Annotated in this window: 22 protein-coding genes; 16 read left to right on the forward strand and 6 right to left on the reverse strand. The window is 68.6% G+C overall.

Going from position 1 to position 20,359, the window contains the following annotated elements; translation table 11 throughout:
• Nucleotides 1–12 precede the first annotated feature (12 nt).
• Entirely contained in the window at nucleotides 13–741 is a 729-nt protein-coding gene (locus OG804_RS04435) for a TetR/AcrR family transcriptional regulator (protein ID WP_328394134.1), read from the forward strand.
• 116 nt (nucleotides 742–857) lie between these two features.
• Here the strand turns inward: OG804_RS04435 and OG804_RS04440 are convergent, their stop codons facing one another.
• On the reverse strand, nucleotides 858–1,793 hold the full coding sequence (locus OG804_RS04440; protein WP_328394136.1) for a GlxA family transcriptional regulator: 936 nt from the start codon (nucleotides 1,791–1,793) through the stop codon (nucleotides 858–860).
• A 71-nt stretch (nucleotides 1,794–1,864) separates the two neighbouring features.
• Between OG804_RS04440 and OG804_RS04445 the strand changes: the two genes are divergently transcribed.
• Nucleotides 1,865–2,200: a cupin domain-containing protein gene (locus OG804_RS04445; RefSeq protein WP_328394138.1), complete on the forward strand. Its 336-nt coding sequence runs from the start codon at nucleotides 1,865–1,867 to the stop codon at nucleotides 2,198–2,200.
• Between the two features lie 183 nt (nucleotides 2,201–2,383).
• Here the strand turns inward: OG804_RS04445 and OG804_RS04450 are convergent, their stop codons facing one another.
• Complete coding sequence (locus OG804_RS04450; RefSeq protein ID WP_328394140.1) at nucleotides 2,384–2,962, reverse strand: TetR/AcrR family transcriptional regulator; 579 nt, start codon at nucleotides 2,960–2,962, stop codon at nucleotides 2,384–2,386.
• 99 nt (nucleotides 2,963–3,061) lie between these two features.
• Here OG804_RS04450 and OG804_RS04455 point away from each other — a divergent pair, with 99 nt between their 5' ends.
• From OG804_RS04455 to OG804_RS04470, 4 genes are all read left to right on the forward strand, one after another.
• Nucleotides 3,062–4,201, forward strand: coding sequence for an acyl-CoA dehydrogenase family protein (locus OG804_RS04455; RefSeq protein WP_328394142.1), 1,140 nt, complete (start codon nucleotides 3,062–3,064; stop codon nucleotides 4,199–4,201).
• 184 nt (nucleotides 4,202–4,385) lie between these two features.
• On the forward strand, nucleotides 4,386–5,327 hold the full coding sequence (locus OG804_RS04460) for a hypothetical protein (RefSeq protein ID WP_328394144.1): 942 nt from the start codon (nucleotides 4,386–4,388) through the stop codon (nucleotides 5,325–5,327).
• Between the two features lie 190 nt (nucleotides 5,328–5,517).
• Nucleotides 5,518–7,188 (forward strand): bifunctional 3'-5' exonuclease/DNA polymerase, encoded by a 1,671-nt coding sequence (locus OG804_RS04465; RefSeq protein WP_328394146.1) that lies wholly within the window; start codon nucleotides 5,518–5,520, stop codon nucleotides 7,186–7,188.
• A gap of 175 nt (nucleotides 7,189–7,363) precedes the next feature.
• A complete protein-coding gene (locus tag OG804_RS04470) occupies nucleotides 7,364–7,561 on the forward strand; it encodes an oleate hydratase (protein WP_328394148.1) in 198 nt (65 codons plus the stop codon).
• Between the two features lie 159 nt (nucleotides 7,562–7,720).
• On the opposite strand, the gene OG804_RS04475 is transcribed toward OG804_RS04470, so the two are convergent.
• The 3 genes from OG804_RS04475 to OG804_RS04485 form a co-directional block, all read right to left on the reverse strand.
• The gene (locus OG804_RS04475) at nucleotides 7,721–8,191 is read right to left on the reverse strand and encodes a site-specific integrase (RefSeq protein WP_328394150.1); all 471 of its coding nucleotides are present in this window, start codon (nucleotides 8,189–8,191) and stop codon (nucleotides 7,721–7,723) included.
• Nucleotides 8,192–8,242: 51 nt separating this feature from the next.
• Nucleotides 8,243–8,725, reverse strand: a complete 483-nt coding sequence (locus OG804_RS04480) for a hypothetical protein (protein ID WP_328394152.1) — start codon at nucleotides 8,723–8,725, stop codon at nucleotides 8,243–8,245.
• Between the two features lie 121 nt (nucleotides 8,726–8,846).
• Entirely contained in the window at nucleotides 8,847–9,722 is an 876-nt protein-coding gene (locus tag OG804_RS04485) for an NmrA/HSCARG family protein (RefSeq protein ID WP_328394154.1), read from the reverse strand.
• Between the two features lie 104 nt (nucleotides 9,723–9,826).
• On the opposite strand from OG804_RS04485, the gene OG804_RS04490 reads away from it, so the two are divergent.
• The 3 genes from OG804_RS04490 to OG804_RS04500 all read left to right on the forward strand — a co-directional run bounded on the left by OG804_RS04490 (nucleotide 9,827) and on the right by OG804_RS04500 (nucleotide 12,534).
• On the forward strand, nucleotides 9,827–10,492 hold the full coding sequence (locus OG804_RS04490) for a TetR/AcrR family transcriptional regulator (protein WP_328394156.1): 666 nt from the start codon (nucleotides 9,827–9,829) through the stop codon (nucleotides 10,490–10,492).
• A 61-nt stretch (nucleotides 10,493–10,553) separates the two neighbouring features.
• Nucleotides 10,554–11,108: an oleate hydratase gene (locus OG804_RS04495; protein ID WP_328394158.1), complete on the forward strand. Its 555-nt coding sequence runs from the start codon at nucleotides 10,554–10,556 to the stop codon at nucleotides 11,106–11,108.
• A gap of 223 nt (nucleotides 11,109–11,331) precedes the next feature.
• Nucleotides 11,332–12,534, forward strand: coding sequence for a hypothetical protein (locus OG804_RS04500; protein WP_328394160.1), 1,203 nt, complete (start codon nucleotides 11,332–11,334; stop codon nucleotides 12,532–12,534).
• Here OG804_RS04500 and OG804_RS04505 read toward each other — a convergent pair.
• Entirely contained in the window at nucleotides 12,502–13,086 is a 585-nt protein-coding gene (locus tag OG804_RS04505) for a TetR/AcrR family transcriptional regulator (RefSeq protein WP_328394162.1), read from the reverse strand. The two genes, OG804_RS04500 and OG804_RS04505, sit on opposite strands and share 33 nt — an antisense overlap.
• Nucleotides 13,087–13,246: 160 nt before the next feature.
• Here OG804_RS04505 and OG804_RS04510 point away from each other — a divergent pair, with 160 nt between their 5' ends.
• From OG804_RS04510 to OG804_RS04540, 7 genes are all read left to right on the forward strand, one after another.
• Entirely contained in the window at nucleotides 13,247–14,689 is a 1,443-nt protein-coding gene (locus tag OG804_RS04510; RefSeq protein ID WP_328394164.1) for an amino acid permease, read from the forward strand.
• Nucleotides 14,686–15,777 (forward strand): alpha-hydroxy acid oxidase, encoded by a 1,092-nt coding sequence (locus tag OG804_RS04515; RefSeq protein ID WP_328394166.1) that lies wholly within the window; start codon nucleotides 14,686–14,688, stop codon nucleotides 15,775–15,777. Before OG804_RS04510 ends, OG804_RS04515 begins: the two co-directional genes overlap by 4 nt.
• Entirely contained in the window at nucleotides 15,774–16,148 is a 375-nt protein-coding gene (locus tag OG804_RS04520) for a RidA family protein (protein ID WP_328394168.1), read from the forward strand. Before OG804_RS04515 ends, OG804_RS04520 begins: the two co-directional genes overlap by 4 nt.
• Nucleotides 16,145–17,137, forward strand: a complete 993-nt coding sequence (locus OG804_RS04525; protein ID WP_328394170.1) for a class I SAM-dependent methyltransferase — start codon at nucleotides 16,145–16,147, stop codon at nucleotides 17,135–17,137. The genes OG804_RS04520 and OG804_RS04525 overlap by 4 nt, the downstream gene beginning before the upstream one ends.
• Nucleotides 17,138–17,139: 2 nt before the next feature.
• On the forward strand, nucleotides 17,140–18,531 hold the full coding sequence (locus OG804_RS04530) for an FAD-binding oxidoreductase (RefSeq protein WP_328394172.1): 1,392 nt from the start codon (nucleotides 17,140–17,142) through the stop codon (nucleotides 18,529–18,531).
• On the forward strand, nucleotides 18,500–18,769 hold the full coding sequence (locus OG804_RS04535; RefSeq protein WP_328394174.1) for a chorismate mutase: 270 nt from the start codon (nucleotides 18,500–18,502) through the stop codon (nucleotides 18,767–18,769). The genes OG804_RS04530 and OG804_RS04535 overlap by 32 nt, the downstream gene beginning before the upstream one ends.
• Before the next feature lie 106 nt (nucleotides 18,770–18,875).
• Entirely contained in the window at nucleotides 18,876–20,180 is a 1,305-nt protein-coding gene (locus OG804_RS04540; RefSeq protein WP_328394176.1) for a DUF1254 domain-containing protein, read from the forward strand.
• Nucleotides 20,181–20,359: the final 179 nt, after the last annotated feature.

Consider the following 20,359-nt stretch of genomic DNA (forward strand, 5'->3'; position numbering starts at 1 on the left):
AAGGGAACGAACGTGGTCAGGCGCACCCAGGGCACATCGGCAGGGCTCAGCCGTGAGCGCATCGCGGCCGCCGCTGTGGCACTCGTCGACCGCGACGGCCTGGAGCGCTTCGGGGTACGGCGGCTCGCCGACGAGCTCGGGGTCGACCCGATGTCGATCTACAACCACATCAAGGGCAAAGCGGCGCTGCTGGACGCGGTCTCCGAAACCGTGCTCGCCGAGATGGCGGTCGATATCGAGGACGCACCCGAGACCTGGGAAGGGATCGCCCGCGCGACGATGCACCGCTACCGCGAGATCGCCTACCGCCACCCGCATGTGGTCCGGCTGCTGGCAACTCGGCCGCAAACCTCACCGCCGGCGCTCGCCGCGCTGGAACGGCTGGTCACCGCGATGCGCGCGGCGGGTCTGCCCGGCCACGTCATCGCCGACGCGCCGATGATCCTGTTCGGCTTCCTCAACGGATATCTGCTGGCTGTCCTCGGTGGTGGCGGCGACCGAGCCGCAACCGTGCCGACGATCGACCCGGCGCTGTACCCCGCGATGGCGGCTCTCGCGCCCGAGCTGGGTGACTTCGGCTCTGTCACGGAATTCGACCGGCTCCTCGACGCCGTGCTCGGCGGGATCCGGGACCGGGCGGCCCGCGACCGGACCGCCGAACGCGCAGGCCGTATCGACGTGCGGGAGAAACGACCCGCCGCTCGTCGCGGCGCTGTCCGGCCCGCAGGCTCGGTCGGATAGCCGCCCGAACACGACCCGGCTGCGGCAACGGGATCTCGAACTGGTGCGGCCTCGATCGAGCCGACAGCGACGCCGTAGCTCGTCGTCTGCTCTGCTGCCCGACCCGGTAGCTTCCGTCAGGAGAGCTGGAATGCTCGTCGGTAGGCGCCCGGGGTGGTGCCGACCTGGGCGCGGAAGCGGCGGCGCAGGTTGACCGCCGAGGTGAGGCCGACGCGGGCCGCGATCGCCTCGACCGGTAGGTCTGTCTCCTCGAGCAGGGTGCGTGCTTCGGTCACTCGGCGCGATAGCAGCCACATGCCCGGGCTCGTACCGAGCTGGTCGGCGAAGCGCCGGGCCAGCGTGCGGGGCGAGACGTTGAGATACGCGGCCATATCGCCCACCGACAGCGGTGTCCCCAGATGCGTGCCGGCCCACTCGATCAGGCCGTCCAGCGCGTCCGCGGGCGGCGGGGGCGGCGCGTACTGTGCCTGGCCGCCCTCGCGGTGCAGGGGCATGACCATGTGCCGCGCGATGAGGGCAGCGTGCGCGGCACCGTGGTCCTGCCGGACGAGGTGCAGGCACAGATCGATACCTGCTCCGGCGCCAGCACTCGTGGCGACATCGCCGTGGTCCACATAGAGCACGTCGGGCTCCACACGCACCTGGGGGAAATCCGCGGCCAGTTGTGCGGCGCGCGCCCAGTGTGTTGTCGCCGAGCGACCGTCCAGCAGGCCCGTTCGTGCCAGCGCGAACACTCCGGAGCAGATCGTGACCAGTCGCGCCCCACGGGCGTGTGCCCGGCGCAGCGCGCGGCGCACACGGTCCGACAGCGGCGCCTCCACCGAAGACCAGCCCGGGATGAGCACGGTGTCCGCGGCGGCGAGCGCGGAGAGACCTCGCGTTACCGACATCGCATACCCGGCCGTCGTCGGCACCGGGCCGGGCGTCTCGGTGCACACCTCGAGCTCGTAGTACTGCGGTATCCCGGCACGCACCGTGCCGAACACCTCGACAGCGCAGCCGAGCTCGAACGTCGACTGCACCGGCTGAACCAGGACAACCACGCGATGCATGGCAGAAAAGTACCCTATGGTGTCTTACTCGACACTGTCGCGGCGTCGCTGCACCGGGCAGCGTGGACGGCATGCACCCCGAGATCCTCGCCCAAGAGGGATACATCTTCGCCTCCGTCGCCGACTCCCCTGTCCGAGAGCTCTTCCCCGGGATCCGGGTACGTCCGCTGTGGAAAGGGTCGTCCGGTGCGCACGCCAACGTGCTGGAGATGGACCCGGGCACGTCGTGGCCGCACCGAGACGTCCACGAGCCCGGCCCGGAGGAGGTCTACGTGGTCGCGGGAACCTTCAACGACGGCGCGCGCGACTACCCGGCAGGCACATTTCTGCACGCACCGGCCGGCTCATGGCACGTGCCTGCGACTACGACCGGCTGCACGCTGTTCCTCTTCTACCCCGAAGGCTAGTTCGATCGGCATCGATCGTGCGCACAAAGTGTGGTCCCTGTACTCACACCCGACGGGTTCGATGCGCGGCGCGCAACGACATCGAACTCGACCGGTTCCTCGCCGAGGTTCGTCGCCGAATTCGAGATTCCGAATACGAACCACTGCTCCGGATCTGACACCGGCGGATCCGCGGCGTGCCGTTCAGGCGCTGATTCCGTGGGTGAGAACAGCGGCGAGTTCGCGGTAGGCCGCGGCGTCGTCGAGGCCGATACTCGCGCGCAGGCCGCCCTGCTGGATGCGCACCATCATGGTGGCCGCGAGGTCGGCGGCGAAGGCCGCGTGCACGCCGCGGAATTCGCCGGTGGCCACGCCCTGGTCGATCAGTTCCTGGACGCGCCGGGCCGCGATGTGGGTGTTGCGGTCGTAGACAGCGCGCGCGGGCGCGAAGGCATCCAGGTCGGCCATGAACCGGGTCGAGGCCGCCGAGAGCGCCTCGCCGACCGCGGTGAGGTAGGCGGCGATGCGCTCCCGTGGTCCCGTTGTCGCGGCGACGCTCCCCTCGACTGCCTCGGTCGCGTGTTTGAAGAAGTGCACGGTCGCCGCAGCGACCAGTTGTTCCTTGCTGTCGGCGAGGGTGTAGAGGGTGGACTTCGAACACTTGAGACGCGCCGCGATCGCGTCGAGGGTGAGGTGCGCGAAGCCCTCGGTGAGGAACAGTTCGACCAGCTCGTCGAACAGTTTCGTGCGGCGGGCCGTCGCGAAGGCCGAACGTTGCTCCATGGACCGAAACAGTACTGCAGGACCCCTTGCAGTACTGTTGCGGCAGCAGTACTGTAGTCGCCAATCCAGTACTGTGCCCCGAACCAGGAGGAGAATCCTGTGGCTGTCGATCGACTCCTGCCCACCGGCGAGGCGCGGGATCTCATCCAGCTCACCCGCGATATCGCCGACAAGGTACTGGCGCCGATCGTGGACGAGCACGAGAAGGCGGAGACCTACCCCGAGGGCGTGTTCGCCACGCTGGGGGAGGCCGGACTGCTGAGCCTGCCGTATCCGGTGGAGTGGGGTGGCGGGGGACAGCCCTACGAGGTGTACCTGCAGGTACTCGAGGAGATCGCCGCCCGCTGGGCGGCGGTGGCGGTCGCGGTGAGCGTGCACAGCCTGGCATGTCACCCGCTGCTCGCATTCGGCACCGACGAACAGAAGCAGCGGTGGCTGCCGGACATGTTGAGCGGCAATACGATCGGCGCGTACAGCCTGTCGGAACCGCAGGCGGGGTCCGACGCCGCGGCGCTCACCTGCAAGGCCACCGCCGACGCCGGTGGATATCGGATCAACGGCGCCAAGGCGTGGATCACCCACGGCGGCATCGCCGACTTCTACAACCTCTTCGCCCGCACTGGCGAGGGTTCGGGCGGTATCTCCTGCTTCCTCGTGCCCGGCGACACCGACGGGCTGAGTTTCGGCAAACCGGAGGAGAAAATGGGCCTGCACGCGGTGCCGACCACCTCCGCGCACTACGACAACGCCCATATTCCCGCCGAACGCCGTATCGGCGCCGAGGGGCAGGGGCTGCAGATCGCTTTCAGTGCACTGGATTCCGGCCGGCTCGGTATCGCCGCGGTCGCGGTCGGGCTCGCGCAGGCAGCGCTCGACGAGGCCGTCGCCTACGCCCGGGAACGAACGGCGTTCGGCCGTACGATCATCGAACACCAGGGCCTCGGATTCCTGCTCGCCGATATGGCGGCGGCGGTGGATTCCGCCCGCGCGACCTACCTGGACGCCGCCCGGCGGCGAGATGCGGGGCTGCCGTACTCGCGTAATGCCTCGGTGGCCAAACTCGTCGCCACCGACGCGGCGATGAAGGTCACCACCGACGCTGTCCAGGTGCTCGGCGGCTACGGCTACACCCGCGACTTCCGGGTCGAGCGCTATATGCGCGAAGCCAAGATCACCCAGATCTTCGAGGGCACCAACCAGATCCAACGCCTGGTCATCAGCCGCCACCTCGCACGCTGAGCCGTCACGCCGCCCGCCGGTCAGGCGCGTCGGCGCGGCTGTCGGCCGGCTCGGCGTCGCCGAGGCGACACCGATTCCGGAGTGCGTAGCCGGTCGTCCGACATGGAGACAGCACGGTCGAGCGAGAATCGGGTCCGGCGCGCCTGCGGTGGATCGCTTCGCGCGGACCGCAGAATCGCTGACCATGGTGATCACCGTGGGGCGCAGGTCCGCACTCGGAATGCTGGCCGGGCTGCCGTTGCTGGCAGCGGGGACGGCACGAGCACAGTCGGTGCTACCGGGGGTCGGCGCCGATCCCGGCCGGGTGCCCACGCGGTACACGATGACGGCGTTCCGCGCCGACAGTGACACCACTTTGGTGGTGTACGAGTCGGCAGACGGTACGCGGTTCACGCCGGTGGCCGAGCATGCGTACACGCCGCCGACGGGGTTGGTTCGTGACCCCAGCGTGCTGCTGCACACCGATGGTTGGTACTACCTCACCTACACCATGGCGGCCGACGCGACCTCGATCGGTATGGCACGCAGCCGGGATCGGATCAGCTGGACGGCGATGGCGCCGGTGCCGATGCTGGTGCCCGGCCGCCTGGAGGGGGCGTGGGCGCCGGAGTGGTATGCCGATGCGGCCGGGCGGGTCGGGATCATCGTGTCGCTGACCTGGGGTCATGGCTTCACCCCGCATCTGGTGATACCACGCGGAACGGGGCTTTCCGCATGGACGCCGCCGATGCCGCTACTCGGTGTGAGTCCCGGCGGTCCGGATTCTCTGGGCTATATCGATACGGAACTGGTGCGGTGGGGCGGGCGGGTGTGGGCGTTCGTGAAGAACGAGGACACGAAGCTGGTGGAGCTGGCGGTGGCGGATAACCCGCTGGGCCCGTACAGCTTTGTGGCCAAAGGGGATTGGGCGGGCTGGGGCGGACCGCAGGAAGGGCAGTCGGTGGTGGTACTGCCCGACGGCGGGCATCGGATCTATCTCGATGCCTATACCGAGGGCCGCTATCTCTACAGCGACAGCCACGACGGGTTCCGGACCTGGTCGGCCCCGGCCGAGCTCCCCGGGCTTTCCGGCGTCCTGCGGCACGGCACGGTGCTCGCCGAGTTCGGGTCGCCGACAACGTCCTGACGCCACGAGTGCCGCCGCACCTGATGTGCACCGGCGAACGCACCGTTCGTGATCCGGGGAGGCAGGGTCGGCCGGCGAAACCCGACGTGGCCGTCGGTGGAGGGGGAGTCCTCGGCCCCTCTATCGGCTTCCGGGCCGGTTGCCCGACACCGACGGGACGGGTGTCGGACCACGGTGCCAGACTCGGAGCGTGCGATGGGCGGTGGCGGAATCGGGTGACGGGGGTGCATACCTGTGTCCACTCGATCCGGACGGACGGCCCGCCGCGGCGGTGGTCTACGAGCCCGCGCTCGCCGAGGCGGTCCGCTCCCGCCCCGAGGTCGAGCGATGGGTGTGGCGGTCCACCGCCGAGATCTACCGATCCCTGCTGGCGGCCGGCGTGCGGGTGGAGCGCTGCTACGACGTCCAGGCCGCGGAAGCCTTGCTGATCGGGTATGAGGAAGGTCAGTCGGGCCAGCCCCGTTCGCTAGCGGCCGCCTGGGCCCGCCTGCACAACCTGCCGGTTCCGCCGGACGCGCCCGTCCGGGCCGCCGAGATCCAGCCGTCGTTGTTCGAATCGGGCCCGGTGCCGCTGCCGCCCGGCACGGACGAATTCACCGCCCTGGTGCAGGTCTACGCGGGGCAGCTCATCCGGACGGCGGCCACCGAGCATCCGGAGCGGATGCGGCTGCTGCTGGCGGCCGAATCGGCGGGCATGCTGGTTGCCGCGGAGATGTCGCGGTCCGGGATCCCGTGGCGTGCGGACGTGCACCGCGAGTTGCTGGACACGCTGCTGGGCGGGCGCTTCCCGGGTGGATCGGAACCGCGCCGGATGGCGGAGCTGGCCGATGAGGTGTCGCGGGCTTTCGGGGAAGGCGTACGGGTTCGTCCCGACCTGCCCCACGACATCGTCAAGGCATTCGCCCGCGCCGGAATCGAGTTGTCCTCCACGCGGAAATGGGAACTCCAGCAGATCGATCATCCCGCGGTCGCGCCACTGCTGGCCTACAAGACGCTGTACCGCCTGCATACCGCGCACGGCTGGTCCTGGCTCGAACAGTGGGTGCACGGCGGCCGCTTTCGTCCCGAATACCTGCCCGGCGGCACGGTTTCGGGCCGCTGGACCACCAATGGCGGCGGTGCCCTGCAGATCCCGAAGGTGATCCGCCGGGCGATACGCGCCGACCCGGGCTGGGCCCTGGTGGTCGCCGACGCCGACCAGATGGAGCCGCGGATACTTGCCGCGGTATCGCGCGATCCCGGGTTGATGGAGGTGTCCGGTCGAGGTGCGGATCTGTACGCGGATCTGGCGGCCCGCGGCTTCGGCGGCGACCGCGCGCAAGCCAAACTCGCCCTCCTGGGGGCCATTTACGGCCAGACCTCCGGCGATGCCCTGACCCATCTGGCCGGTCTCCGCCGGCGTTACCCGGCCGCGGTGGCCTATGTCGACGAGGCGGCGCGGGCTGGTGAGGAGGGCCGGCTGGTGCGCACCTGGCTGGGCCGGACGTGCCCGCCGGTGTCGGTCGCGTCGCCGGACCAGGAGGGCCCGTCCCGGGAGGATCTCAGCGCGTACGGCAGCACCGCCGCGGCGCGCGCCCGCGGCCGCTTCACTCGTAACTTCGTGGTGCAGGGCAGCGCCGCCGACTGGGCGCTGCTGGTCCTGGCGGGCGTGCGTCATGCGATATCTCGTGCGGGGCTGCGCGCCGAGCTGGTTTTCTTCCAGCACGACGAGGTGATCGTGCACTGTCCCGCGGAGGAGGCGACGACGGTCACCGAGATGATCGCGACCGCGGCCGATACCGCCGGCCGACTGGTGTTCGGGTCGACACCGGTGCGGTTCCCCTTCACCACCGCGGTGGTGGAGTGCTACGGGGACGCCTAGTAAGGGTCCGGACCGGCCCAGCGGTGGACGGGTGGCGCGGTAGGACGTCACCTGCCGCGGGCCGCGCACGGCAAATTCTCGGCTATCTTGGCCCATGGTGCTCGTCTGCCCGGAAGGCAGGCGGAGCGGCAATGAATGCCCCTGACGGTGATGAATATCCGGAAAGAGGTTGATCATGGCGAAGGCGTATCTGGTCGGCAGCGGAATCGCATCACTGTCCGCGGCGGCATTTCTGCTTCGGGACGGCGGGTTCGCCGGATCGGACATCGTTGTTCTCGAAGAGCAGGGCCGCATCGGCGGCAGTCTCGACGCGGCGGGTTCGCCCGAAAACGGTTACACGATGCGCGGTGGTCGCATGTCGGGGTGCCTTTAAGGATCGTGTCAGGAACGGCAAATGAAGCTGATCGACCAGGTCGGAGGCGTGAATTCGAGTCAGTCACCGGTGAGATTCCTTCAGTGCGGCTGAACTCACGGTTGTGGTCGTCTCGCCGTTGAGGTTTATGTCACCAGGTACACGAACGACCGCGCTACGTCAGCGCCGGTCGATTCCCGGTCCGAGGAGGCTGGTGATGCCGCGCATGGCCGCCGGTGACGGTTTGAAGTAGCGGCGCAGGTTCTCGGGTTTGCGGTGGCGCGATTTCGCCATCAGTTCGACCAGGCTCGCGCCGGCCTCACCGAGATGTGTGAGGCCCGAGTGCCGGAGTTCGTGCAGATCCCATCCGGTGCCGGGGTCGCTTGCGGCTGTGGCGGAATCGAGCAGGGCGCGGGCTTGACCGTAGGACAGCCGGGCCAGTCCGGTGTCAGGGCAGATGTCGCGGTCGTCGAGTGCTTTGGCGGGGCCGGGGCGGCGGTGGGCGAGGAATACCGGCCCGCGGGTGCGGCCCTTGATCAATCGGGGTAGCAGCCGGGCGGTGCCCGCGTCCCAGTACACGATCTCCAGCGCGTACTCGGCGTGGGTCGCGCCGCGGCGGCGGGTGCGAGGCTTGGCTCCCTTGGATTTCACCGGGACGCACCGCCCGGCCGGGTCGAGTTCCTCGATGTTGATTTGCAGCAGTTACTCTGTGCGGGCGCAGGTTTCGTAGAGCATCCGCCACAGGGGTTTCTCGCGGATGTCGATGTCGCGGCGGGCGATGAGCCGGTCGATCGCGGTGCGTGAGCGTACCGGGGTGTCGGAGTCCGGTGGGGTGGAGCGTTTCACCCAGGCTGGGACGACCGGGCCACGGTGGCCGTGCTCGCGGCACCACGTCAGCCAGGACGCCACGGCGGCGCGGCGGGCGTTCCAGGTGTTGACTGCCGCCTCACCCCACAGGGTTTCGAGGGTTTCGCCGATCTCGTCGTCGGCGACATCGGCCAGCGGTCGGGTCTGCCCGAGTGCGGCGGCGGTCTTGTCGACAGCCGTGGCATAGGCGCGGCGGGTGTTCGCCGCGCGGATCGTGTCGAGGAAACTGTCCCCGGCTGTACGGACGGTGATCGGCTCGGACGCCGCGTTCGCCTCCTCGACCCGGCTTGCTGCAGATAACAGGGCCGCTTCACGCACCGCCGGAGCGGTGTCGCCGCAGGCCGGGTTTCATGGTGCCACAGATAACAGTGTGTTATCTGTGGCAACCGAATCCGTCAAGTAATGCGGTCAACCCGCGTAGTGTGCGGGTTCGCGGCGGTCAGGGCCGAGGATCCAGCATTGGGTGGATCAGTTCAGCTCCCTTGCGGTCGAGCCAGTCCCGGAAGCTCATCAATCCTGGGTGTAGTGCACGTAGTTCGTCGATATCGACGTCGGGGACGCCGCCGTCGCCGCTGTTGATCAATTCGTAACCGCGAGCGAATCGTTCGTTGATGCGGCGCAGTTCCTCGATCGGGCGTTGGATGTAGGGGACCTGCTGCCCGACGGCGGCGGTGACCTGGGCGGCGACCTCGGGTGGTGTCAGTGCGTCACCGACCAGCTCCAGTGTCCGGCCACGGTAGTCATCCGGGTCGTGCAACGCGAGTGCGGCGAATGCGCCGATGTCGTCGAGCGCGATGAACTGCTGGCACACGTGGGCAGCGGCGGCGGTGCGCAGCGCGCCGTCTCGAATCCCGACTGTTGCGGACTGCGTGATCAGGTTCTCCATGAAGGAACTCGGCCGCAGTACGGTGGCCGAGACGCCTGACGTGGCGATGTATTGCTCGATCTCCCATTTGGTCGGCTGCCCGCCCCGGTCGGCACCCAGTCCCGAGCTGTAGACCAGATGCGTCACATCGTATTTCAGCGCGGCGTCGGTGATGGCCTTGCCGGCCTTCACCTCGTCCTGTTCCGGGGCCAGCGGCCCGGGGTGCACGCTGTACACCCCATAGACACCGTCGACGCAGCGCTCGATCGTCGCGGGTTCCTCCAGCGAGCCCTCGATCACCTCCGCGCCCGCGGCCGCCAGCGCCCGAGCCCTGATGCTGTTCGGACGGCGAGTCAGTACCCGCACCTGCCATCCGTCGGCGAGCAAGCGGTCCGCGACCGCCCCGCCCTGCTGCCCGGTCGCGCCGGTGACGAAAACAACCTGGTCCATGTGTCCTCCGTGGTCGGTTTTCCGGGTAATCGGGCCGACAAGCCGCGATAACCGGAGAGAAATCTCCGTTTGCGAACTATACGGAGACATTTCTCCATTTCGCAATGGTCGGCCGTTACGATCGAGCGATGGATGACAACGCCGGGCCAGTCGCCAAGCCGCTGCGCGCAGACGCGCGCCGCAACCGCGATCAGGTGCTGGCCGTCGCTCGGGAGATGCTGGCGGTCGACGGCTCGTCGGTGTCCTTCGACGAGATCGCGCGCCGCGCCGGGGTTGGTGTCGGCACCGTGTACCGGCATTTCCCCACTCGCAACGTACTGTTCGAGGCAGTCGTTCTCGGCCGCGTCGAGAAGTTCGCCGAGCGAGCACGCATGCTTTCGGCCGGTACCGCACCAGCGGAGGCATTTCGCGGGTACTTCGCGCATCTCGTTGGCGAGGTTGCCCTCAACCAGGCGCTGTGCGAAGCGTTCGACAACGGTAACGCCACTGCCATCACGATCCCCGACCACCTCCGGGACGAGTTCATCCGGTCGTTCGAAACCCTGCTTTCACAAGCGAAAAAAGCAGGGGCGGTAAGACCTGATATCGATATCGCCGACGTGTTGGACCTGGTCATAGGTATGGCGACAGCCGAGCGCCGCGCCCGAGTGCGCAGCACCCCGAACCAGCTGATCACAGTCGTGCTCGACGGGCTTCGCGTCCCATCACCGGCGTTACAGGACCCACAACCGCGGATCCCGTCAGTCGTCCCGACCATGTCCGATCACTGAGCGCGGCTTTCCCGGCACTGGAACATATGCCGCTCCCTGCCTCCCGGCCCCACCTCGACCGATGGCCTCACCCGCTGAGGGTAAGGATTCCAACTGGCTGGCGACGATCGTCCTCAACCACCAGCCCCACTTCCGTGAGCAGCCGTCGGACACCTTCGTCTGGTGGGGCTACGCCTTGTTTCCCGATAAGCCGGGCAACACGGTGGACAAGCCGATGGCGGCCTGCACCGGTCGCGAGATCCTCGAGGAAGTGCTCTCGCACCTGGCGATCGACAAGCGTGAGCGGATCATCGAGAACTCGATCGTGATTCCGGCGTTGATGCCCTACATCACCAGCCAGTTCCTGGTGCGTGCGCGGGGCGACCGCCCCGAGGTCGTCCCGGCGGGCTCGACCAACCTCGCGTTCATCGGCCAGTATGCCGAGGCCCCCGACGATGTCGTCTTCACCGTCGAGTACTCCGTGCGCACCGCCCAGGTCGCGGTCGCGACATTGCTCGGGCTCGACACGCAGCCGCAGCCCGTCTACAAGGGCAAGCACAACCCGAAGGTGCTCGTCGAAGCGCTCGAGACGTTGCATCGGCGCGGTACCAAGCCCAAGGCGTCCGCCAGGGCGTGACGCCGCGCCACCCGAGACTCTCCGGGTGCGGCGCGCGATGGTGCACGTGACGGTGTCTGCGACGTGGTTCCGCACCGGAACCACGTCGTAGTCGTTTCGGCCCCGGAGCCGGTCGGCGGTGATTCTCGTCGGGAACGAATTCTCATACCTACTTGACGTTACCCAGTTCGCATCGTAGACATGAGAAGAAGTTCTCTGATTGGGGTCTGTATTGCGCCTACATGTGGTTCTGCTGATCGCGGCGTTCACCGTCGTGATGGCCGGGCCGAATCTTCCGACGCCGCTGCTGCCCGGTTACCGTGCGGGTCTCGGCTTGGGCGCCTTCGGATTGACCGTGCTGTTCAGCAGTTATCTCATCGCGCTGGTCGGCGTGCTCCTCTCGGCCGGATGGGCGGCGGGCCGCAATTCGCCGCGCGCGCTTCTGCTGCTCGGGCTCCTGCTGGGGGTCGCCTCCGATGTATCCCTCGCCGGTGGCGGCTCGACGCTTGCCGGGGTGCTCGCCGGACGGGTGTTGTCCGGGTTCGCGGTCGGGCTTGCGACGGGGGCGACCGCGGTCCTGCTGCGCCATCACGGCGCGCTGCGTTCCGCGTCGGCAACCGCGTTGTGCGCGCTGCTCGGTTCCGCGGCGGGCACCGTGCTGACGGCGATGCTGGCCCAGTATCTGCCGCTGCCGCGGATGCTGTCCTATCTCGTCCATGCCGTGGTGAGTCTGATCTGTATCGCCTTGTTGTGGTCGGTGCGAGAGTTCGCCGAACCCCGCCTGACGGATGCCGGTGGGGCGGACGGCGGCGGGCGGGTCGTGCCGCAGAGCGCGCTGGGCCGGTTCTCGGTGGCGTCGGCGACGGGGGTGTGCGCGTGGGTGACCGCGGGCCTGATGGTCGCGCTGGTGCCCAGCTACGCGGCGGCCTTGCTCGGTGCGACCAACCTGGTCGTCGCGACGAGCCCGGTGGCGTTGTACCTGGCGGCGGCCTGCTTCGGCTCGATCGTCGCGGGCCGGCGGTCACCGGGAGTCGAGTTGGCGGCGGCGCTCGCGTTCATGTCGGTCGGCCTGGTGCTGACGGCTTTGTCGGGGCCGGTGCGTTCGACCGCGGTGCTGTTGCTCGGCGCCGTGGTGACCGGTGTGGGGCAGGGGCTCGCGTTCCGGGGCGGGCTGTTCGCGGCGCTGACCCTGTCCGCGCCGGATCGGCACGGCGCGGCGACGTCCCGGTTCGGCGCGCTCGCCTACGCCGGCGCCGCCGCCACGACTCTGGGCATGGGGCTGCTGACCGGTCGGCTCGGGCTGGACACCGCCTTTCGGTGGGCCGCGGTGTTGTTCGCCGCCGCGGCGCTCGTCCTCGGTGTCCTCGCCCGTCGCTTGTTCGCCGAACATGCCGTCGTGACAGTGTCGGACGGGTCAGTCGCGAGCCTGCCAGGCGGCGTGGAGTGAAGCGGACAGTGCGCGAGAGACACGCCGTGGGGGCCAGCCCAGTTCCGCCAGATCCACGATGACGCGCTCGTCGAAAACGGTGATCCACAGCAGGACCGCGTAGTCGATGTCCTGTTCGGGGATGGCGCCGTCCTCGACCAGTTCCTCGATCACGGGGCTCAGTGCGGCATAGAGCGCCGATGTCGGCGGGTCCCCCGCGCGGACCCGCTCGAGGAACCCCTCGGAGCCGCGGATGCGCGTCGCCGCGCGACCCCAGTGGATGGCCAGGTCGACCCAGCGCTGGCCGAGCTTGTCGAACCGCGGCATCCCGCGGCCCGGGACCGCGGTCAGCTCGGCGACCAGCTCGTCGATCAACCGGTAGTAGAACGCGCGATGGAGGTCGCGCACGTGCTCGAAATGCCGGTACACGGTGGCGGTGGCGACTCCGCTGGCGCGGGCCAGGTCCGGCAGGCTGAACCCGACGCCCTTCTCGGCGAGCAGCTCTCCGGCGGAGTCGAGCAACTTGTCGCGTGTTCGCGCGGTGTCGCGGCGCAGCCGCATCCGGTTCTCCATGTCAGATCGGTTTCATCTTAGCGCGTCATGTTAAGGCGAGAATAAATTCTCATCTTTACCTTGCCTCGGCCCGAGCCCGTCCCTGATTCTGATTCGCAGAGATGAGAACTTCCTCCCATCTCTATCGCTGACCTGCGTGTCTTCCGGAAGGGACTGAAGCATGCAAACGATCTCCCCACCCGGCCGCTGGCGTCGCCGCGCGACCGAGGACGTAGTCGGCGCAAGCGCCGGCGGCGATGCCCGATTGAAGCGAAGCCTGGGCCGGCTCGACCTGACCGCCATGGGCATCGGAACGATCGTCGGCGCCGGAATCTTCGTCACCACCGGGGTCGCCGCGGCCACCAAAGCGGGTCCGGCGATCATGCTGTCCTTCCTGCTGGCGGGTGTGATCTGCACGCTCGTGGCGCTGTGCTACAGCGAATTGGCCGCGATGGTGCCCGTCTCGGGAAGTGCCTACACCTACACCTATGCCACGCTCGGCGAGACGCCCGCGTTCCTGGTGGGCTGGAACCTCCTCCTCGAATTCGTCGTCGCCGGGTCGGCGATCGCCATCGGCTGGTCCGGGATGTTCGGCGCCACAGTGGAATCGCTGTTCGGTCTCTCGCTGCCCACCGCACTCACCGCCGCACCGGCCGACGGCGGGATCGTGAACCTGCCGGCGATCCTCATCATCGCGGTGATCGTGGCCGTGCTCGTCGGCGAGGTCCGGCTGACCGCCCGGGTCACCAAGGCGCTGGTGGTACTGACCATCGGGGTGCTGCTGGTGATCGTCGCGGTCGGTATCCCGCACATCCAGGTCGGCAACTGGGCGCCCTTCGCGCCGTTCGGCACCGGCGGCGTGATCGGTGGCGCGGCCGTCGCGTTCTTCGCCTTCCTGGGATTCGACGTTGTCGCCACGTCCGCGGAGGAGAGCCGTAATCCACGGCGCGACCTGCCCTTCGCGATCATCGGCTCGGTGCTCGTCGCGACCGTGCTGTACATCGCGGTGAGCGCCGTGCTGACCGGGGTCTCGCCCTATCGGTCACTGAACAACGAGGCGCCGGTCGCCACCGTTTTCGAGAAGCTGCAGATGGGCTGGGTCGGCAGCCTGATCCTGGTCGCCTCGGTGGTCGCGCTGACCAAGGGGCTGCTGATGATCCTCTACGGGCAGACACGGCTGGTGTTCGCGATGTGCCGCGACCGGTTGCTGCCCCCGGGGCTGGCCACGACGGGCCGGCGGGGTACACCGGTGCGCCTGGCGGTATTGCTCGGTGTGGTGGGTGCGCTGATCGCCGGGTTCGTGCCCATCGGCGTTGTCGCCGAACTGGTGAACGTCGGTGCGCTGTTCGCGTTCGCCCTCGTATCCGTGGGGGTGCTGGTGCTCCGCCAGGTGGATCCGCACCGCGAGCGTCCGTTCCGGACGCCGCTGGTTCCGCTGGTTCCGCTGCTGGCGATGATCGGCTGCGTGGTGCTGGCCGCGACGCTGGAGCCGTTGACCTGGGCAAGGTTCGTCGTCTGGCTGGTGGCCGGTATCGCCGTTTATTTGTGCTACGGGCGCCGTCACTCGTTTCTGGCCGAATCGCTGCCGGCCCCCGCACCGTCCGTCGTACAGGAGGTTCGATGACGACATCCGCGATCAGCTCGATGTACCCGCAGGACGTGGATTTCGCCGCCCTGGAGGAAATCCGCGAGGCGGCACTGCAATCGCTCCCACGGGAGGTCATGGACTTCCTCGAGGGCGGCGCAGGGCGGGAGACGACGTTGCGGGCGAACCGCGTCGCATTCGAGCGGCGTGTGATCCGGCCGCGGACGATGAGCGGGGTCAGCACCCCGAGCACCGATACGACGTTCCTCGGGATCCCGCTGTCGGTTCCGGTACTGACCGCTCCGTTCGGCGGCGACGCGCTGTTCCATCCGCAGGGGCATCTGGCGGTCGGCCGGGCCAACGAGATATGCGGGACCGCCTCGATCGTGCCGGAGGCGGGTACCTACTCCTACGAACAGGTGGCCGAGACGGCGCCGCAGGCGGCGCGGATCGCCCAGCTGCATCCGTTCGAGCATTTCGAACGGGGTGTCGAGCGGGTCCGCGCGGCCGGATACAGCGCTCTGTGCGTCACGGTGGATTGCCCGACCGCCGGCTATCGCGTTCGTAACCGGATCAACCGATTCGACCCGGACCTTTCCTATTTCGCCGGGAACACGCTCGGCGAGGGCACCCCGGACGTCGCCGAGATGTTCGGCCAGTTGGTCACACACGGGGCCCCGACCTGGAACTGGGACCGGCTGGCCGAGGTCACGCAGCGTTGTGGCATGCCATGGATCGCGAAAGGCGTACTGACCGCCGACGCCGCGTGCCAGGCGATAGACGCGGGCGCCGCGGCGGTCGTGGTGTCCAACCACGGTGGGCGGCAGATCGACCCGGCCCCGGCGAGTCTGGACGTGCTCGGCGAGGTCGCCGCCGCGGTCGCGGGCCGGGTGCCGATCGCATTGGACAGCGGAGTACGTACCGGTAGCGACCTCTTCTGCGCGCTCGCCCTCGGCGCGGACGTGGTGGTGATCGGCAGGCTGGCCGCGTACGGGCTGGCGGCCGGCGGTGAAGCGGGCGTACGCCGGACGATCGAGCTGCTCGCCGAGGAATTGCGGACTCTCATGATCCTCGCCGGGGTACAGAGCATCGCCGGCTTCGACGCGACGCTGGTGGGAGAGCGATGAATGCCCCGACCTTCGCTCGATTCGGTACCGGCCACGGGATCGTGGCCACCGCGGGTATCGCGGCGATCGAACCCTCCACCCTGACACCACTGTTCGAGGACTTCGACGCGCAGGCATCGTGGGTCCTCGAACAGCTCGACATCGTGCTCCGCGACGCGGGTGCAGGACGCGGCGACCTGCTGCGCGTCGAATGCTTTCTCGCCGAACGCCGATGGTTCGGCGCCTGGAACACCCATTACGCCGACCATTTCGGAACGACCCCACCGGCCCGCACCACCCTTGTATGCGGACTCCCGGTGGACGGCCTGCTCATCGAGGTGCAAGCCATTGCTGCAATTTCTCCCTCCCACAGAAGGAACAGTGCACCATGACCAGCATCGCAGCGTCCGAGCGCCTCACCCTCTCCGCCCTGTTGGAGGGCCAGACCGCGGCGCACCTCGTGGTCGCGGCCGACGATCTCGGCTGGTGGCAACAGTTGATGCGACGCGAGGAGAAGATCGTCCCCACGACCGGGCTGCAGCGCGCGCTCGCCCGCGCTCTGCACCGCTTCGGCTGGCTCGCACCGGACGGCGACGGGTACCGGCTCACCGAGGACGGGCACGAGATCGCGTTCAACCGCGGCTTCGTCCGGGTCACCACCCGTGGGTGGGAGCCCACTTTCCGGCAGATCGGCAGTGCCGCGGCCACCGCCGACATCGTGCCGGCGCAGACCGACCCGGACGCGGTGGCCCGCGGTTGTACCGATATCGCGCTGCGCCACCCCGAGACGCTGCAGGCGATCGCCGCGCGGGTCGCGCAGGACACCGAACCCGGCAGCACCGTCGACCTCGGCTGCGCCGACGGCGGCCGGTTGCAGATCATCGGCGAGTTCGGGCACACCGAACAGTTGATCGGCGTGGACATCGAGGCCGGGGTCATCGACACCGCCAGGGAACGCCTCGCCGGGCTCGGTTTCGCCGACCGCGTCCGGCTGCGCGCCGGGTCCGTCCAACCGGGTGACGAGCTGCCCGCGTGGCTCGATGAGGGCATCCGGTCGGACGTGACCACGGCGATGTCGTTCAATCTGATGCACCAGCTGGCCAGCGACGGTGGCGGTATCGACGCGGTGCTGGGCGCGTGGCTCGACTGGTTTCCGAATGTGCGCCGGTTCGTGATCGGGGACGTAGTGCGCTCGGCGGGGGTGCAGTGGCACGAGCAGCCCTGGTTCGCACCCACGTTCGAGATCTACCACGAGCTGACCGGTGTCCGGGTGTGGCGTGACGACGAGTACGCCGACGCCTTCGCCTCGCTCGGTTTCCGCGTGGCCGAGCACTTGGACAAGGACCACGAGGCCATGATGGTCTGGATCGCGGAGCGGTAGCGATGATCGATCTACTGGACCGGCTGCTCCCGGGCAAGGTCAGCCGGCGTGCCGCGGACCTGGAGGCACACAGCCGGGACGAGACCGGGCGCAGCCGGCGCAGACCGGCCGCGGTGGTGTACGCCGCACACACCGACGACGTGCGGACCACCCTCAATTGGGCCGCGGAGGCGGGACATCCGGTGATCGCGTTCGGCGCGGGCACCAGCGCCGAGGGCCATATCGTCCCGCTGGGCGACGAGATCGTGCTGGATATGTCGGGGCTGAACGGTGTGCTGTCGGTCCGGCCGAACGACTTCCTCGCCACGGTGCAGCCCGGCCTGACCCGCACAGCGTTGAACAAGGCGGTGGCCGACACCGGACTGTTCTTTCCCGTCGACCCCGGCGCGGACGCCAGCATCGGCGGGATGGCGGCCACCAATGCCAGCGGCACCACGACCGTCCGATACGGCGGTATTCGCGCCAATGTGGCCGCGCTCGAGGTCGTGCTGCCCAACGGCGACCTCGTGCGGCTCGGGCGCGGTGTCCGCAAGACCAGCAGCGGCTACGACCTCAAGGATCTGTTCATCGGATCCGCGGGCACACTCGGGGTGTTCACCGAACTGACCGTCACTCTGCATCCGGTACCCCAGCACGTGCACGCACAACGCGTCTTCTTCCCCACGGTCGAGCAGGCGGTGGCCGCCGCATACCAGATCATGGCCGTCGCACTCCCGGTCGCGCGGCTCGAACTGGTCGACGCGTCGTCCATGCGGGCGATCAATCAGTATCTCGGCACGGCGCATCCCGAGCGGCCGGCGCTGTTCGTCGAGTTGCACTCCTCGTCGGCCGCCGCCATCGACGCCGAGGCGAAGGAGATCGACACCATCGCCTATGACAACGGCGCGATTCAGGTCGAGGCCGCCCACCAGCAAGCCGAGCGTAACGAGATCTGGCGAGCCCGGCATGCTCTGTTCTTCGCGATCAAGGCGCTCTACCCGGGATGCCAATACCACATCACCGACACCGCCGTCCCGATATCGCAGGTGCCGGAAATGGTCCGGATCACCGAGGAGTCCGCGGCGTCGCTGGGTCTGGAGATCGTGATCGCCGGACATGTCGCCGACGGCAACGTGCACACCGTCGTGCCGGTGACCCCGGACAATGCCGAGCGGGCCTATACCTTCTCCGACCGGCTCGTCGAGCATGCGCTGGCGGTCGGCGGGACGGCGACCGGAGAACACGGGATCGGTGTCGCCAAGAAGAAATATCTGCGCACCGAACACGGTGGCGCGGTCGAGGTGATGGCCGCGATCAAGACCGCCCTCGATCCCCGAGGGCTGCTCAACCCGGGCAAGATTCTCGACGTCACAGGGGTGGGCGATGGGCACCGAGCCCGAGCTGAATTTCGCTGAGCTACGCAGGAATATCGACGCGCTGGATGCGGAGATCATGCGGCTGGTCCAGCACCGTGCCGAGGTGTCCCGGCAGGTCGGCCGGGCCCGCCGGGCGTCGGGCGGGCCGCGGGTGGTGCACCAGCGTGAGTTGGAGATCTTCGCGCGTTACCGACAGTGCCTGGGGAGGGAGGGTGACGAACTGGCCGCGCTCCTGCTGCGCCTCGGGCGAGGCCACCTGGGCCGGGAACCTCAGTAGCCTGTTCAGGTGTGTCCGGGTCACCCGCGGCGGGTGATGCTCTCTCGGGGATCTGTGTGCGGGAATGGCCGGACCGGTACCGGCTTCGGGAAGGACACCCCCGCAGATGGACACACGGGAAGAGCTCGCATACGTCGCGGGTGTACAGGCGCTGACCTGGGGTTACCCGCTGATCTGCTACGCGGCCACCAACGAAGCGAGCGTCAGCGCGGGCGCTGCCTACGTCAACGAGTTCCGCCTGTTCGATCAGCTCAAGACCGCCGCCGATCGCTACGTGGTGACCCCGAACAATGTCACCCTCGACGGCTACGCCAACCTCGACCTGACCGAGGAACCGGTAGTGCTGCATGTGCCGGTCCTGACCGATTCGCGCTGGTACATCGTGCAGATCGGCGATATGTTCGATGAGGTCATCGCCGATATCGGGGGCACGAAAGGCCCGCAACCGGGCGGCTACGCCCTGTGCGGTCCCGACTTTCACGGCGACCTGCCCGCCGGGATCATCCCGATCCGGTTACGAACCCGCACCGCTGTCGCCGCGTTGCGCGTCTTCGTCGACGGCGACGCCGACACCGCGGCTGCCGGTGCGGCGCAGCGCGGGTTCAGGTTGCTCCCGCTCTCGGCCTTCCGGGCCCGAGGCCTCGGATACCGCGGCCCCGACGGTGGCATGGCGCCGAAGCTGGCCGCCACCACCGACGAGACGCTGCGCCTGTTCGATCAGCTCGGGCAGGCCATGCAGTGGTACCTGCCGACATCGGGCGACCGAGACGAGCCGCTGATCGCCTCGTTCCGTCACATCGGGCTGACTGTGGCCGCCGGATTCGAACCCGCCACCCTCGACGAGGCGATCGTCCGCGGGCTCAAACGCGCGGCGCCGGCGGCCGAGGCGATCATCGACGCCTGCTGGGAACGCGTCGGGGAAACGGTCAACGGGTGGCGCTACTACTTCGCGGGTGGGCGCGCGGGGCACGACTTCACGCTGCGGTCGGCACTGGTGAAATACGTACTCGGTGCCCAACTTGCCGAGGAAGTCCTCTACCCGCCCTGCTCGGTCGACGCGGCCGGCCGGCCCTTGCACGGCAGCAACGACTACACCCTGCGCTTTCCGGCCGGGCAGGCGCCGCCGGTGTCGGTGTTCTGGAATCTCGCCCTCTACGGCGACGATATGCTCTTCGTCGCCAACAGCCGGCACCGCTACAGCATCGGCAGCACCACCGACGGCCTGCACACCGACCCCGACGGCGCCCTCACTCTGTACATCCAGCACGACCGGCCCGCCGATCCGGACGCGGCGGCGAACTGGCTGCCGGCGCCGGCCGACGCGTTCAATCTCACGATGCGCATGTACGGGCCCGATGCCACAGTTCTGGACGGGACCTACCGGCTACCGGCGGTCACCCGAGCGCATTGACCGTTCGGCCGGCCGTGTGCGCGAGGTCCATTGGGTGAACTACTCGCGGACCACCACGGGCACGGCGGCCCTTTCCAACGGCCGAGACCGGATCTATGAGCGGGTTGCCGCGTCCTGGTCGAGTCGACCTCCGGGATCCCCGGTTCGGAAGTGGCCGGCGAGAATTCGGTGTACTCCGG

It is taken from the genome of Nocardia sp. NBC_00416 (assembly GCF_036032445.1).
GTDB lineage: Bacteria > Actinomycetota > Actinomycetes > Mycobacteriales > Mycobacteriaceae > Nocardia.